This is a genomic window from Tepidimonas fonticaldi (genome assembly GCF_007556755.1).
Lineage (GTDB): Bacteria > Pseudomonadota > Gammaproteobacteria > Burkholderiales > Burkholderiaceae_C > Tepidimonas > Tepidimonas fonticaldi.
Window position 1 is genome coordinate 45,263 of the sequence record NZ_VJOO01000019.1, and the last position, 15,006, is coordinate 60,268.

The 15,006-nt window shown below is 70.7% G+C and carries 14 protein-coding genes; 7 read left to right on the forward strand and 7 right to left on the reverse strand.

The genetic code is table 11. The annotated features are described in order from the left end of the window. Positions 1-10 precede the first annotated feature (10 nt). The gene (locus Tfont_RS09975) at positions 11-1,219 is read right to left on the reverse strand and encodes an HD-GYP domain-containing protein (RefSeq protein WP_185974513.1); all 1,209 of its coding nucleotides are present in this window, start codon (positions 1,217-1,219) and stop codon (positions 11-13) included. 119 nt (positions 1,220-1,338) lie between these two features. Between Tfont_RS09975 and Tfont_RS09980 the strand changes: the two genes are divergently transcribed. Next, positions 1,339-2,649, forward strand: coding sequence for an HD-GYP domain-containing protein (locus Tfont_RS09980; RefSeq protein WP_143969310.1), 1,311 nt, complete (start codon positions 1,339-1,341; stop codon positions 2,647-2,649). After that, the gene (locus tag Tfont_RS09985; RefSeq protein ID WP_143969311.1) at positions 2,646-5,072 is read left to right on the forward strand and encodes a sensor domain-containing protein; all 2,427 of its coding nucleotides are present in this window, start codon (positions 2,646-2,648) and stop codon (positions 5,070-5,072) included. Before Tfont_RS09980 ends, Tfont_RS09985 begins: the two co-directional genes overlap by 4 nt. Here the strand turns inward: Tfont_RS09985 and Tfont_RS09990 are convergent, their stop codons facing one another. Together Tfont_RS09990 and Tfont_RS09995 are read right to left on the reverse strand one after the other, a co-directional pair. Continuing rightward, the gene (locus tag Tfont_RS09990) at positions 5,073-5,591 is read right to left on the reverse strand and encodes a TlpA disulfide reductase family protein (RefSeq protein WP_143969312.1); all 519 of its coding nucleotides are present in this window, start codon (positions 5,589-5,591) and stop codon (positions 5,073-5,075) included. After that, positions 5,573-6,211: a hypothetical protein gene (locus Tfont_RS09995; RefSeq protein WP_068606747.1), complete on the reverse strand. Its 639-nt coding sequence runs from the start codon at positions 6,209-6,211 to the stop codon at positions 5,573-5,575. Before Tfont_RS09995 ends, Tfont_RS09990 begins: the two co-directional genes overlap by 19 nt. A 57-nt stretch (positions 6,212-6,268) precedes the next feature. On the opposite strand from Tfont_RS09995, the gene mpl reads away from it, so the two are divergent. Then, the gene (gene mpl / locus Tfont_RS10000) at positions 6,269-7,684 is read left to right on the forward strand and encodes a UDP-N-acetylmuramate:L-alanyl-gamma-D-glutamyl-meso-diaminopimelate ligase (protein ID WP_143969313.1); all 1,416 of its coding nucleotides are present in this window, start codon (positions 6,269-6,271) and stop codon (positions 7,682-7,684) included. On the opposite strand, the gene Tfont_RS10005 is transcribed toward mpl, so the two are convergent. The 4 genes from Tfont_RS10005 to rodA form a co-directional block, all read right to left on the reverse strand. Further along, a complete protein-coding gene (locus Tfont_RS10005) occupies positions 7,678-7,998 on the reverse strand; it encodes a hypothetical protein (protein ID WP_068606745.1) in 321 nt (106 codons plus the stop codon). The two genes, mpl and Tfont_RS10005, sit on opposite strands and share 7 nt — an antisense overlap. Before the next feature lie 53 nt (positions 7,999-8,051). Beyond that, positions 8,052-9,188 (reverse strand): 3-deoxy-7-phosphoheptulonate synthase, encoded by a 1,137-nt coding sequence (locus Tfont_RS10010; protein WP_143969314.1) that lies wholly within the window; start codon positions 9,186-9,188, stop codon positions 8,052-8,054. A 287-nt stretch (positions 9,189-9,475) separates the two neighbouring features. Further along, positions 9,476-10,951 (reverse strand): metalloprotease TldD, encoded by a 1,476-nt coding sequence (tldD, locus tag Tfont_RS10015; RefSeq protein ID WP_068606742.1) that lies wholly within the window; start codon positions 10,949-10,951, stop codon positions 9,476-9,478. Between the two features lie 41 nt (positions 10,952-10,992). After that, complete coding sequence (gene rodA, locus Tfont_RS10020) at positions 10,993-12,150, reverse strand: rod shape-determining protein RodA (protein ID WP_068606740.1); 1,158 nt, start codon at positions 12,148-12,150, stop codon at positions 10,993-10,995. Positions 12,151-12,174: 24 nt separating this feature from the next. Here rodA and Tfont_RS10025 point away from each other — a divergent pair, with 24 nt between their 5' ends. From Tfont_RS10025 to radA, 4 genes are read left to right on the forward strand one after another with little or no spacing between them, the layout of a single operon-like run. Further along, positions 12,175-12,831: a YqiA/YcfP family alpha/beta fold hydrolase gene (locus Tfont_RS10025; RefSeq protein ID WP_260682351.1), complete on the forward strand. Its 657-nt coding sequence runs from the start codon at positions 12,175-12,177 to the stop codon at positions 12,829-12,831. 19 nt (positions 12,832-12,850) lie between these two features. Next, on the forward strand, positions 12,851-13,084 hold the full coding sequence (locus Tfont_RS10030; RefSeq protein ID WP_390612424.1) for a type II toxin-antitoxin system ParD family antitoxin: 234 nt from the start codon (positions 12,851-12,853) through the stop codon (positions 13,082-13,084). After that, on the forward strand, positions 13,081-13,356 hold the full coding sequence (locus tag Tfont_RS10035) for a type II toxin-antitoxin system RelE/ParE family toxin (protein WP_143969316.1): 276 nt from the start codon (positions 13,081-13,083) through the stop codon (positions 13,354-13,356). Before Tfont_RS10030 ends, Tfont_RS10035 begins: the two co-directional genes overlap by 4 nt. Then, positions 13,357-14,763, forward strand: coding sequence for a DNA repair protein RadA (gene radA, locus Tfont_RS10040; protein ID WP_143969317.1), 1,407 nt, complete (start codon positions 13,357-13,359; stop codon positions 14,761-14,763). Positions 14,764-15,006: the final 243 nt, after the last annotated feature.

Here is a 15,006-nt window from a genome sequence, read left to right on the forward strand (position 1 = left end):
CGCAACCTCGCTACAACCGCGCCAACAAACGGGCCGGCTGCAGGCGCACTTTCACTTCATCCGGCACCACGGCGCGGCGGATCTCGTAGGCGGGTTCGCTGGTGTCGCGCAACGGCGGCTCGCCCCGCGGCAGGCCGTCGCGCGTGACGATGGCCAGCACCAATGGCGTGTTCGCGCGCCGGCCGCGGCGGGCGACGACGCCCACCTCGCCGTTGACCAGTTCGACGAAGGTACCCGGCAGGTACAGGCCCAGCGCCTTGATGAAGGCGGTCCCGAGCGGCGTCGGCGCCCCGCTCGCATCCAGGTAGACATCGCGCGCGGCGCGCGGGGACGGTAGACCCGAGCGGGCGTGGCGCGGGCTGATGCGGGCGACGTACACGTCGATCATGCGCAGCAGTTGCGCAGCCACGCCCACCTCGGCACGCCCCTGCGGGTAGCCCGTGCCGCCCGCCTGCTCGTGGTGATCGCGCACCAGTTCCAGCCAGACCGCATCGATCACCCCCAGCCGGCGCAGGATCGCCTCACTGCGCAGGGGATGCTCCCACACCGCCCGGCGCTGCTCGGGATGGAGTGCGGCGTCCTGCCGGGCCAGATCGTCGTGCAACCGGGCCATGCCCAGGTTCATGGTGAGCGCGGCGCGCTGCAGGCTCTGCTGGCGCGTCTCGTCCCAGCCCAGGGTCTGGGCCACCAGGCGGCCGATCACGGCGCACAGCAGCGCATGGCTGGCGCTGTAGCCCATGCCGCGGTCGAACAGCATCTGCACCAGCACGAACAGGCTGTCGTCGATGCGCGAGCGCAGCAGGGTCTGCATGCGCTGCTCCAGCCGCAAAAACCGGCCCACGAAGTCCTGCGCCTGCTCGCCCTGGTGCAGCAGCAGCGTGAGCACGGCATGCAGATCGGCCCAGATTTCGTCGATGGGCCGGGCGTCGGGCTCGACCTCGACCGCGTCGTCGAACCCCATCGGACGGGTGACGCCCGCGATGGCTTCCAGACTTTGGTTGCCGCGCAGAGCGCGGTCGATGGCGGTGGTGTAGCGGTAGGTCCAGGCGCGGTACTCGTCTTCCTTGACCTGGGGGTTGTGCATCAGCAGCCACTGGCGGTGGCGCTCGTCGCGAATGGTGTGCCCCTTGCGCAGCAGCAACTGGCCCTGCGGATCCCACACGTTGACGGGCAGGGGCTCGCCCAGGGTGATGTCGTCGATCGGAAGCGGTACGTACATGGTGCTGTGCCCAGGCCGTACTGTAGTACGACTGATACCCCGTGGCGACGGGTTGACCTGTGGCGCCGGGTTCATTGCGATAATGGAACCATGCGCTGCTACTTCCAGGAATTTTCAACATGTCCGATCTGTTGCTGCCCCTGATCCCGGTGTCGGATCTGCGGGTGGGGCATTTCGTGCTCCTGGACCTGGGCTGGATGGAGCATCCGTTTCCGCGCAACAGTTTTCGCATCGGGTCCGAGCGGCAGATCGAGACCATCCGCGCACTCGGCCTGACGCGGGTGCGCATCGACCCCGCGCGCAGCGACGCGCTGACCCCCGAAGCCGCCGCCCACACCTCTGGCGCCCCGGGCGAGGCCGCTGCTACCACGACCCCCGCCGCCACGGCGGCCACCCAGGCACCGGCCGACACGGCGGCGCAGCAACGCGCCCAGGCACTGGCCGAGCAGCGGCGCGCTCTGCAGCGCTGCGAACGCCAGTACCACGAGGGCGCGCGGCGCTACCGCGCCCTGCTGGACGAAATGGATCGCGCCCCCGTAGCCGCTGGGCAGCAGGCCCGGGCACTGGTGGACTCGATGCTGTCCGAGATCCAGGACCACGGCGAATCCGCCATCCGGCTGCTCAGCGACGTGCAAGGCGACCGGGCCGCGCAGCACGCGATGAATGTGACGGTACTGGCCGTGCTGCTTGGCCGGGCACTCGGACTGGAAGGCGAGGAACTGGAAGCGCTGGGGATCGCGGCATTTCTGCACGACATCGGCAAGACGCGGCTGCCCGACCTCGTGCGGCACAAAGACGACGCCTTCACCGCGGCGCAGGCCAAGGTCTACCAGGAGCACGTCGCCCATGGCGTGGGCTTGGCCCGCGCCATGGGCCTGGGGCCCATCGCGCTGCAAGCCATCGCCCAGCACCACGAGGCGGCCGACGGCAGCGGATTCCCGCGCGGCTGCCGGGGCGAGGACATGAGCCGCTGCGCCCATGTGCTGGCGCTGATCAACCGCTACGACGGCCTGTGCAATCCGCTCAACCCGGCGCGCGCGCTCACCCCGCACGAGTCGCTGTCGCTGCTGTTCGCCACGCAAAAGGCGCGCTTCGACCCGGTGACGCTCAACGCCTTCATCCGTATGGTGGGGGTCTATCCCCCGGGCTCCATCGTGCAACTGAGCGACGGCCGCTTTGCGCTGGTGCAGGCGGTCAACTCGGCGCGGCCGCTCAAGCCCCGCGTGCTGGTGCACGACCCGCGCACGCCGCGCAGCGAGGCGCTGCTGCTGGACCTGCAGGCCGAGCCGTCGCTGTCGATTCAGCGCAGCCTGCGCGCCGACCAACTGCCGCGCGCCGCGCTCGACTATCTGGAGCCGCGCCCCCGGTACTGCTACTTTTTCGAGCGCGCCGTCCGCCCCGACAGCGGACCTGCGGGGACGCCGACATGAGCTATGTGCACTGGGCCCCGATCACCGAGGGGTTGATCGAAGCGGTGTGGGTGGTGGATCCGCGCACCCGGCGCATCTTGACCGTCAACACCGCGGCCGCCCGGCTGCTGGGAGTGGAGCGCGGCGCGCTGGTGGGCAGCGCGGTGCAGGACTGGATTGCCGATCCGCAGGACCATGTGTACTGGCAGGAGTGGCAGGCCGGCATCGAGCAGACGCTGGAATCCGAGGCCACGGTGCGCCGCGCCGACGGCGAACTGGTGCGTGTGCAGCGGCGCGTCAGCCCGGTCACGCCGGAAGGCGGCGAGACCGTGGTGCTGGTGGCGATGCAGGATCTCAGCGAATGGCAACAGACGCGCCAGCGGCTGGAGACCCTGCTGGCGGAGCTGCGCGCCGCGCTGGAATCGTCGTCCGACGGCATTCTGGTTTGCGACCTGGACGGGCGCATCCGCGCCTTCAACCGCACCTTCGCCACCCTGTGGGACCTTCCCGAAGCCCTGCTGACGCACCAGGACGACACCGCCATCTGGAGCCACCTGGCCGCCTGCGTGCCCGACCCGGGCGGCTTTCACAGCCGGCTGGGCGAGCTGCAGCGCGCCCCGCTGCTGGAGGCGAACGACGTCGTGCTGCTGCGCAACGGCCGCATCCTGGAGCGGGCCTCGCGGCCCCAGCTCGCGCGCGGCCGGCCCATCGGGCGCATTCACGTCTACCGCGACGTGACGGAGCGCACGGCCACCGAGGCCAAACTGCGGCTGGCCGCCAAGGTGTTCGAATCCAGCCTCGATGCCATCGTGGTGACGGACCCCGAGCGCCGCATCGTGGCCTGCAACCCGGCCGCCCTCAAGCTCGCGGCCATGGAGCGGGACCCGCAGGGCGAGCGGCTGGACGACCTGCTGTATGCCCCGTCGCAGCCGCAGTGGCCCCACCACGTCGCCCAGGCCTTGGCCGACAAGGGCTACTGGGAAGGCGAGCTGTGGTTGCGCCGCCCCGAAGGCCCGGGGGTGGCGCTGCTGGCCTCGTGGGTGCTGCTGCGCGACGGGGACGGGCGCCCGCTGAACACGGTGCTGTTTGCCAAGGACCTGTCCGAAAAGCTGGAAGCCCAGCGCCGCATCGAACAGCTCGCCTACAGCGACTCGCTGACCGGCCTGCCCAACCGCCTCATGCTGGGCGAGCGGGTCGGACACGCCATCCGCCTGGCGCAGCGCAGCGGCCGCGGGTTTGCGCTGCTGTTTCTGGACCTGGACCGCTTCAAGAGCATCAACGACTCGCTCGGCCACATGTTCGGCGACCAGGTGCTGGTGGAGGTGGCCGCCCGCCTGCAGCGCTGCCTGCGGCAGACCGACACCCTGTCGCGGCTGGGCGGTGACGAGTTCGTCATCCACCTGCACGAGGCCGACCGCCACGCCGCCGAAGTCACCGCGCAGCGCATCATCGAGGCGATCACCCGCCCCGTCACCATCGACAAGATGCAGTTCACGCTGTCGTGCAGCATCGGCATCGCCATGTATCCGCAGGACGGCGCCACGCTGGACGAGCTGATCCAATGCGCCGACACGGCCATGTACCAGGTCAAGGAGCGGGGCAAGGGGCACTACCGCTTCTATCAGCCGGAGATGAACGCCAACCTGCTCGGACGCATCCAGATGGACCATGCGATGCGCCAGGGCCTGCAGCGCGGCGAGTTCGAGCTGCACTACCAGCCCCGGGTGGACCTGCGCGCGGGCACCGTGCCGGCCTGCGAGGCGCTGGTGCGCTGGCACCGCCCCGGCCAGGGCCTGGTGATGCCGGGCACGTTCATCAGCGTGGCCGAGGAAACCGGCCTGATCGCGCTGCTCGGGCATTGGGTGCTGCAAAACGCCATCGCACAGGCGGCCCGCTGGGCGGCGGAGGGCCGTCCGCTGCAAGTCGCGGTCAACGTGTCGGCGCTGCAGTTCCAGCAGGCCCGCTTCGTGCAGGACGTGGCGGACGCCCTGCAGCAGCACCGGCTGCCCCCGCACCTGCTGGAGCTGGAGCTGACCGAATCCATCCTGATCCGCGATGCGGAGGAGGCACTGGGCAAGCTGCAGGCGCTGGCCGAGCTCGGGGTCGAGCTGTCGCTGGACGATTTCGGCACGGGCTACTCCAGCCTCACCTACCTCAAGCGCTTTCCGCTGCACCGGCTCAAGATCGATCGCAGCTTCCTCGTGTCCATGCCCGAGGACGGGGCCGATGCGGCCATCGTGGCGGCCATCGTGCAGATGGGCCATGCGCTGTCGATGGAAGTCGTGGCCGAGGGGGTGGAGCGCCCCGAACAACTGCAGCGGCTGCACGCCCTGGGCTGCGACCATTACCAGGGCTTTTTGTTCGCCCGGCCAATGCCGGCCGATGCGCTGCGCGCACGGCTGGCGTCGCCCGATGGCGAGCCGGCGCAGACGCCGCCGCCGTGATCAGACGCCCTGCGCCCAGGCCTGCAGGTCCTGCGGCTTGACCTGGCCGAGCTTGCGGTGCGCGATGCGGCCGGCCCGGTCGAACACCACGGTGAACGGCAGCGCCCCATTGTCGTTGCCGAGCTGGCGCCCCAGATCGGTCCCGCCAAAGCCCGCCAGCCCCACCGGGAAGGACAGAGGCTGCCGCTGCAGAAATTGCCGCACGGCACTGGGCTGGTCGATGGCCAGCGCCAGCACCTGCCAGCCGTCGGCCTGCCGTTCGCGGTAGAAGCGATCGAGCAGCGGCAGCTCTTCCACGCACGGCGGGCACCACGTGGCCCAGAAGTTGAGCAGCAACGGCCGGCCGCGAAACGCCGCGGCGGCCACGGTGCCCCCCTCCGGCCGGTCCCACTGTTGGGTCCACAGGGCCTGCTCCGCCCCCGCCGCGGGCGCACCGGGGGTCAAGCGCCAGCCGGCGACGCCCGCCCCCAGGGCCGCCGCGGCGGCGGCTATGCCGATCGTCATTGCCCGTCGTTGCATCGGTAGCGCTCCTCGTTGCAGGGGTCGGAGTCGGGTGCGGCCAACAAAGTTCGCACCTCGGCCGCGGTGCCGCGCGGCACGCGGCCCAGATCGTCGGGCAGGCGGGCGCCCCGCCCCGCCCCGGTGTCGTTGACCCACAGGTGCAGGCCCACCGCCTCGCCCAGTCCCTCGCAGGGCACGGCCAGACTCAGCACCTCGGCCTCGCGGCCGCGCATGCCGCGCGCCGTCTGCGCGTCGTAATCGAGCCCGGCATTGATGAGGGCGATCTCCACCGCCTTGGGGTCGTCGGCAAAGAGTTGCAGGTGGATGTCCGACAGCCGGGTCGCAGTGCCGTGCCAGACGGCCCCGCCGAGCAGCGGGGCAAACTCGGCCAGCCGCTCCATCCAGACCAGCGCGGTCTCGCGCAGGGCGCGCAGCTCGGCGGGCTGCGTCCCGGCATGAAAGATCGCCAGATGCTCGCGCACGGCGGCATCGATGAGCGCCGGACCGGGCAGCGGGGTGCGCGACGGCAGGCGCAATTGCTCGAGCGCGCGCTGCAGGGCGCGTCGCACCTCCAGCCCCTCGTCCACCATCAGCCCGGCGGCGACGGCGGCCAGCTCGCGTTGCGTGTCATCGTCCATGGGCAGGATTGTCCGCGATGGGCGGTAGCCCGCCGGCCGGCCGCGATAATGCGCCCCATGCACATCCACATTCTGGGCATCTGCGGTACCTTCATGGGCGGGCTGGCGGCGCTGGCACGCGAGGCCGGCCACCGCGTCACCGGCTGCGACGCCGGCGTCTACCCGCCGATGAGCGATCAGCTGCGCGCGCTGGGCATCGATTTGATCGAGGGCTATGGGGCCGACCAGCTCGCCCTGCGGCCGGACGTGTTCGTCATCGGCAATGTGGTCAGCCGCGCGCGCGGCCCGGACGGGGCGCCCAAGTTTCCCCTGATGGAGGCGATCCTGGACGCCGGGGCGCGCTACACGAGCGGCCCGCAGTGGCTGGGCGAGCAGGTGCTGCACAGCCGCCACGTGTTGGCCGTCGCCGGCACCCACGGCAAAACGACGACCACGGCCATGCTGGCCTGGATACTGGAGCATGCCGGGCTGGCCCCCGGGTTTCTGGTCGGGGGGGTGCCGCTCAATTTTGGCGTCTCGGCCCGGCTGGGGCGGCTGCCGACGGATGGCACGCGCGCGCCGTTCGTGATCGAGGCCGACGAGTACGACACCGCGTTCTTCGACAAGCGCAGCAAGTTCGTGCACTACCGCCCGCGCACCGCGGTGCTGAACAATCTGGAGTTCGACCACGCGGACATCTTCGACGACCTGGCGGCGATCGAGCGGCAGTTCCACCACCTGCTGCGCACCGTCCCCCCCAGCGGCCGGGTGATCGCCAACGGGCTGGAGGAGTCGATCGCGCGCGTGCTGCACATGGGGCTCTACAGCGAGCTGCGCACCTTCGGCGCCGCCGACAGCGACTACACCGCCGAAGGCGATCCGCAGGACTTTGCCGTGCTGCGCCGGGGCGAAGCGGTGGCCCGCGTGCGCTGGTCGCTCAGCGGCACGCACAACCAGCTCAACGCGCTGGCCGCCCTGGCGGCGGCCGAACACCTGGGGGTGGCGCCGGACGTGGCGGCCGAGGCGCTGGCCGGCTTTGCCCATGTGCGCCGGCGGCTGGAGGTGCGCGGGACGGTGGCGTTGCCCGGCGGCGCGGTCACGGTCTACGACGATTTCGCCCACCATCCGACGGCGATTCGCACCACGATCGACGGCCTGCGGCGCCGCCTCGACCGCGAGGGGCGCCGGGATGAGCGCATTCTGGCGATCTTCGAGCCGCGCTCCAACACCATGAAGCTGGGCACGATGAAGGCACAACTGCCTTGGGCGCTGGAGAGCGCGGCGCTGGCCTTTTGCCACGCGGGCGGGCTGGACTGGGATGCGGCCGCGGCGCTGGCGCCGCTGGGCGAGCGCGCGCAGGTGGCGCCGGACATCGACACCCTGGTGGCGCAGGTGGCGGCAGCGGTGCGCCCCGGCGACCACCTGCTGTGCATGAGCAACGGGGCGTTTGGTGGCGTGCATGGGCGGCTGCTCGCCGCCCTGCGCCCTCAGTAACCGACCGACAGGCCGGGCACGTCCACCTTGATGACCGGCTTGGCCAGCAGGCTGCTGGCCGCCCGGGCATAGACCATCGCCCAGGGGCGGTGCGCCGGATCGGCAAAGCGCGTCTCGCCCACGGCCTGGGCGATGGCCAGCACCTTGTCCGCCGTCAGCACCTTGCCGCTGAGGCGCAGCGGCTCGCACCCCAGTTCGGTGAACTGCTGGTCCAGCCACTGGCGCGCCATGTCGTGCGGCATGGGCTGCACCTCGTCGAGGTCGAAGGTGTACTCGCGGTCAGGGCCAAATTGGACGATCACGTGGCTGCGCATGGCGACTTCCGGTGGATCTGAACAGGACGGCCCTATCGTACACCCGCGGCTGCTCAGCCGCGGCGGGCGCGCCGCGCCGCCACCGCATCGGCCAGCGTCTGCAGCACCTGCACCGAGGCATCCCAGTCGATGCACGCATCGGTGATGCTGCGGCCGTACTCCAGCGCGGACGGATCGTCCTTGCCCGGAGTGAATTTCTGCGCGCCGGCCTGCAGGTGGCTCTCGATCATCACGCCGAACACCCGGTCCGACCCGCCGGACAACTGGTCGGCGATGTTGCGCGCGACGTCGATCTGGCGCTCGTGCTGCTTCTGGCTGTTGCCGTGGCTGCAGTCCACCATCACGCGCGCCGGCAGCTTGGCGTCGGCGAGCTGCTGGCAGGCGATCGCCACGCTGTCGGCGTCGTAATTGGGCAGCTTGCCGCCGCGCAGGATGACGTGGCAGTCCGGGTTGCCCTTGGTGCGCACGATGGCCACCTGTCCGTTCTTGTGCACCGACAGGAAGTGGTGCGGGCGGCTGGCGGCCAGGATGGCGTCGGTGGCGATGCGGATGTTGCCGTCGGTGCCGTTCTTGAAGCCGATCGGCGCCGACAGGCCCGAGGCCAGCTCGCGGTGCACCTGGCTTTCGGTGGTGCGCGCGCCGATCGCCCCCCACGAGATCAGGTCGGCGATGTACTGCGGGCTGATGACGTCGAGGAACTCGCTGGCCGCCGGCAGCCCCAGGCGGTTGATCTCGATGAGCAGCTGGCGCGCGATGCGCAGCCCCTCATCGATGCGAAAGCTCTCGTCCAGGTACGGGTCGTTGATCAGGCCTTTCCAGCCCACCGTGGTGCGCGGCTTCTCGAAATAGACGCGCATGACGATCTCGAGCCGGTCGGCGAAGCGGTCGCGCTGCTCCTTCAGGCGGCGTGCGTACTCCATCGCGGCGGCCGGGTCGTGGATCGAGCACGGCCCGATGATGACCAGCAGCCGGTCGTCCTTGCCGTGGAGGATCTGGTGGATGGCGCGGCGGGTGTGGGTGATGAGCTTTTCGATCCCCGTCCCCCGGATCGGGAAGAAGCGGATCAGGTGCTCGGGCGGCGGCAGCACGGTGATGTCCTCGATGCGTTGGTCGTCGGTCTGGCTGGTGCGGTCGGCCGGATGGGGATACCAGGCATCGGTGCTGCTGGCCTTGGCGGGGCTCGGGCTCATGGGGGGACTCCTTCGATGGGGGTAAACGGGGGCGAAACGGGCGAAAAAAAACCGCCGGTGGGGACCGACGGTTTTGAGTTCAGGGGCTTTTGCTGGGCGCTTTCAGACCTCTCTGCCGTCGGTGACGCGTGAGAACCAAAAGTAGCCAAAGTAAAAGCCGCGCATTTGCATGGGACTCAATGTAGCACAGCTTGCATGACGGCAGGCTGACAATTGCAAAGGACGCATCGGGCGGGAGCGCGGGGGCGTCGCGCGAATGCAACGCACGAACGCAACGCGCACACCATTCAGGCCGTGCCCCCCACCGTCAGGCCGTCCAGCCGCAGCGTCGGCTGGCCCACGCCCACCGGCACGCTCTGGCCCTCCTTGCCGCAGGTGCCCACCCCGCTGTCCAGCGCCAGGTCGTTGCCGATCATCACCACGCGCTTGAGCGCCTCCGGTCCGCTTCCGATGATCGTCGCGCCCTTGACCGGGTAGACCGGCCGGCCGTTTTCCACCCACCACGCGCTGCTGGCCGAAAACACGAACTTGCCGCTGGTGATGTCCACCTGCCCGCCGCCGAAGTTGGTGGCGTACAGGCCGCGGCGCACGCTGGCCAGGATCTCCTGCGGATCGCGGTCGCCAGCCAGCATGTAGGTGTTGGTCATGCGCGGCATCGGCAGGTGCGCGTAGCTCTCGCGCCGGCCGTTGCCGGTGGGCGTCACCCCCATCAGCCGGGCGTTGAGCCGGTCCTGGATATAGCCGCGCAGAATGCCGTCTTCGATCAGCACATTGCGCTGGCTGACACAGCCCTCGTCGTCCACATTGAGCGATCCGCGCCGGCCCTCGATCGTGCCGTCGTCCAGCACCGTCACGCCCTTGGCCGCCACGCGCTCGCCGATGCGGCCGGCAAACGCGCTGGAGCCCTTGCGGTTGAAGTCGCCCTCCAGCCCGTGGCCCACGGCCTCGTGCAGCAGCACGCCGGGCCAGCCGGGGCCCAGCACGACCGTCATCTCGCCCGCCGGGGCGGGGCGCGATTCCAGATTGGTCAGCGCGGCCTGCACGGCCTCGTCCACGTAGCGCGTCAGCACGCCGTCGTCGAAGTGGTCGAGTCCAAACCGCCCGCCCCCGCCGGAGGAGCCGACCTCGCGCCGGTCGCCCTGCTGCGCGATCACCGTCAGCGACAACCGCACCAGCGGGCGCACGTCGGCGGCCAGCACACCGTCGGCGCGCGCCACCAGCACCACGTCGTATTCGGCCGCCAGCCCGGCCATCACCTGCACGATGCGCGGGTCGCGCGCGCGCGCCATGCGCTCGACGCGTTCCAGCAGCGCGACCTTGGCCGCGCTGTCCAGCGTGCCGATGGGGTCGTGCGCGTCATACAACTGGCGCGAGGGCGCCACCGCTGCGCGCGGGCGACGGCGGCCGACGTGGTGGGCGGTCTGGCTGCCCCCCTGGCGGCCAATGGCGCGCACGCTCTCCGCCGCCTCGCGCAGCGCGGCCCAGGACAGATCGTCGGAGTAGGCAAACGCCGTCTTGTCGCCGCTGACCGCACGCACGCCCACGCCTTGGTCGATGCTGAAGCTGCCGGTCTTGACGATGCCCTCTTCCAGGCTCCAGCCTTCGCTGCGGGTGTACTGGAAGTACAGATCGGCATCGTCGACGCCGGGGGCCAGGATGGCCGACAACGCGCGGCGCAGATGGCCCTCGTCCAGACCATAGGGCTCAAGCAGCAGGGAGCGCGCCGTGGCCAGGCGCTGCAGGGTGGGTTCGACGGCAATCATGCGGGGATTGTAGGCAGCCCGGCCAAACCCACAATGGCGCCTCAGGCCGGCACCAGCCGCTTGTAACGCCCGACCGACAGGATCATGCCCAGGCTGGCGCCGAGCGACACCATCGCCGTGCCGCCGTAGCTCAGGAACGGCAGCGGCACCCCCACCACCGGCAGGATGCCGCTGACCATGCCCATGTTGACGAAGGCATAGACGAACTGCACCAGAATCAGCGCCCCGGCCAGCAGGCGGCCAAACAGGGTGGAGGCCTCGGCTGCCAGCATCAGGCCGCGCGCCACAAAATAGGTGTAGGCCGCCAGCAAACCCAGCACGCCCAGAAAGCCGAACTCCTCGGAAAACGCAGCAAAGATGAAGTCCGTGCTGCGCTCGGGCACGAAGTCCAGGTGCGTCTGGGTGCCCTCCATGAAGCCCTTGCCCCACAGCCCCCCCGAGCCGATGGCGATCATGCCCTGCAGGATGTGAAAGCCCTTGCCCAGCGGATCCTTGGCCGGGTCGAGCAAAGTGCACACGCGCTGGCGCTGGTACTCGTGCAGCACCACCCAGTCCACGCCCGGCGCGCACCACTGCGGCTCCATCACGATCAGCGTGACCACGCCCACCGCCCCCAGCACCAGCGGCGGCACGATCAGCTTCCAGCTCAGGCCGGCAAAAAAGATCACGAACAGGCCCGAGGCCAGCACCAGCAGGGCGGTGCCCAGATCGGGCTGCTTCAGGATCAGCCCCACGGGCACGGCCAACAGGGCCCCCGCGGCCAGAAAGTCCCGTTTGCCCAGCCGCCCCTCGCGGCGCTGAAACCACCACGCCAGCATCAGCGGCATGGCGATCTTCATCAGCTCGCTGGGCTGGATGGTGATGACGCCCAGATCCAGCCACCGCTGCGCGCCTTTGCGCGTCAAGCCGAACAGCTCCACGGCGATCAGCAGAACGACCCCCGCCACATAGGCCGGCACGGCCAGCGCCTGCAGCCGCTGGGGCGGAATCTGCGACACCACCAACATGGCGCCCGCGGCGATCAGCAGGTTGCGCAGATGGTCCAGGTAGCGCCCCGGAATGTCATACGCCACGGAGTACATGACCACCTGCCCGATCGCAGCCAGCAACGCCACCGCGAGCAGAAACTGCCCGTCGAAGCCGCGCACCAGCGGGGCGATGCGGCTGAGCACAGGGGGTTTTTCGATGACGACGGCCATGGAGGCTGGATTATCCTGCGCGCCATGGATGCCCCCGCCTCGCCCCCAGCCCCGCCGGCCCTGCTGCCCGTCACGCACCTGCTGTACCTGCACGGCTTTCGCTCCAGCCCGCGCTCGTTCAAGGCGCAGCGGCTGGCGGCGCACCTGGCCGCGCGCCACCCGCAGGTCCACTGGGCCTGCCCGCAACTGCCGGCGAGCCCCGCTGCCGCCTGGGCGCGGATCGAGACGGCCGTCGCCGGCTGGCCGGAGGCGACCGCCGCGGTGGTCGGCTCCTCGCTCGGCGGCTTCTACGCCACGCGGCTGGCGGCGCAGCGGGGCTTGCGCGCCGTGCTGATCAACCCTGCCGTCGATCCGGCGCGCGATCTGGCGCGCCACATCGGCGAGCACCCGGCGTGGCACGACCCGGCCGAGCGCATCTTCTTCCGCCCCGAATACGTGGACGAGCTGCGCCAGCTCGCCACCGGCGCGCTGCCGCACCCCGAGCGCGTGCTGCTGATCGCCGCCACCGGCGACGAGGTGCTGGACTGGCGCGAGATGGTGGCGCGCTACCCCGGCAGCCGCCACCACATCGTGCCCGGCAGCGACCACGCGCTGAGCGACTTCGACGCCCACCTGCCGGTGCTGCTGGCGCATCTGGGGCTGGCGTGCGGCGACCTTGCCAAATGTCGTCAAGCCGGCTAGCCTTGCGGCCATGGGCACGATGAACGTCTCCCTGCCGGGCAGCCTGCGCGATTTCGTCGAGCAGCAGGTGCGCACGCGCGGCTACGGCTCCGCCAGCGAATACGTGCGCGCGCTGATCCGCGCCGACCTCGAGCGCCAGCGGCTGCGCGAGCGGCTGCTGGAAGGCGCCGCCTCGCCCCCGGGCGCGCACGCCGACGCGGACTACTTCGCCCGGCTGCGCGCGCGTGCCGCGGCCGCGCCCGCCGGCGCGTGAGCCGCAAGCCCGCCATCCTGCGCCAGCGCGCCGAACAGGACATCGACGAGGCGCTGGCGCACCTGTCGGCGCATCCCGGCAGCGCCTCGCCGCGTTGGGGCCACGAACTCGGGCTGCCGGGCCTGCACGCCTGGCCGCTGACGCGCTTTCCGTACCTGATCTTCTTCGTCGAACGCCCCGGACATCTGGACGTCTGGCGCGTGCTGCACCAGCGGCGCGACCTGCCCCACGGCCTGCTGGACGACGAGCCCACCCTGCCCGACACCGACTGAATGGCCAAGGACCGCACGCTCTACCTCTGCCGCGCCTGCGGCGGCAGCACCCCGCGCTGGCATGGGCGCTGCCCGCACTGCGGGGCCTGGAACGCGCTGGAAGAGACCGTCCCGGCGCCGGAGCCGGCTGCCGGCGCGCGCGGGCGCTTCAGCGCCCTGCGGCAGGGGCTGGCGGCGGAAGGGACGCTGGCGCGGCTGACCGACATCGAGGCCGCCGACGTCGCGCGCACGCCGACCGGCCTGGCGGAACTCGACCGCGTGCTGGGCGGCGGCGTGGTGCCGGGCGCGGTGGTGCTGATCGGCGGCGACCCGGGCATCGGCAAGTCCACCCTGCTGCTGCAGGCGCTGGACGCGCTGCAGCGCGCGGGGCTGCCGACGCTCTACGTCACCGGCGAGGAAAGCGGCGCGCAGGTCGCGCTGCGCGCGCGCCGGCTGGGTCTGGCGGACAGTCAGGTGCCGGTGTTGCCCGAGATCCGGCTGGAGGCCATCCTGGCCACGCTGCAGCAGCAGCGCCCGGCGGTGGCGGTGATCGACTCGATCCAGACCGTCTACACCGAGCAGCTGACGTCTGCCCCCGGCTCGGTGGCGCAGGTGCGCGAGTGCGCCGCGCTGCTGACGCGCGCCGCCAAGGACAGCGGCGCGACGCTCGTGCTGGTCGGCCACGTCACCAAGGACGGGGCGCTCGCCGGCCCACGCGTGCTGGAGCACATGGTCGACACCGTGCTGTATTTCGAGGGCGACGCGCACAGCAGCTTTCGCCTCGTGCGCGCGATCAAGAACCGCTTCGGCGCCGTCAGCGAGCTGGGCGTGTTCGCGATGACCGAGCGGGGCCTGAAGGGGGTCGGCAACCCCAGCGCCCTGTTCCTGAGCCAGCACCGCGAGCCGGTGCCAGGCAGCTGCGTGCTGGCGACGCTGGAGGGCACGCGACCGCTGCTGGTGGAGGTGCAGGCGCTGGTGGACGCCGGCGGCCCGGCGCCGCGGCGCTTAAGCGTCGGGCTGGAGCGCGATCGGCTTGCGATGCTGCTGGCGGTGCTGCACCGCCACGCCGGCATCGCCACCGGCGACCAGGACGTGTTCGTCAACGCCGTCGGCGGCGTGCGGATTGCCGAGCCGGCGGCGGACCTGGCGGTGCTGCTGGCGGTCACCAGCAGCCTGCGCGGGCGCGCGCTGCCGCGCGGCTTCGTCGCCTTCGGCGAGGTGGGCCTGGCCGGCGAGGTGCGCCCGGCGCAGCGCGGGCAGGAGCGGCTGAAGGAAGCCGCCAAGCTCGGCATGGCGGTGGCGGTGGTGCCGAAGGCCAACCTGCCGCGCAAGCCCGACGCGGCGTTCCTGCGTGCCACCGAGGGGCTGACCTTGCACGGCGTCGAACGCGTCGAGGAGGCGCTGGAGGTGGTGCGGGGGTTGGGGTGACCCTGTCAATCTCAATCTGACAGCATCTGAACCCACCGCCCGCTTTATCCCCTGACTTCGAAGCGCAGGAAATCCGTCAAGCGTTTCGATTCGTCAATCTCGTCGTGCGTGTCGCCTGTCGTGTCCCGGATGATTGGTTAATTGGTTCACGCCGTGGTTTACTCTTGGCCCGAGAGGTCATGCTGGAGCTGAAACGATGCATCTGAGGCTGCACAAGAACGCCACCACGACACCCAGGATCCG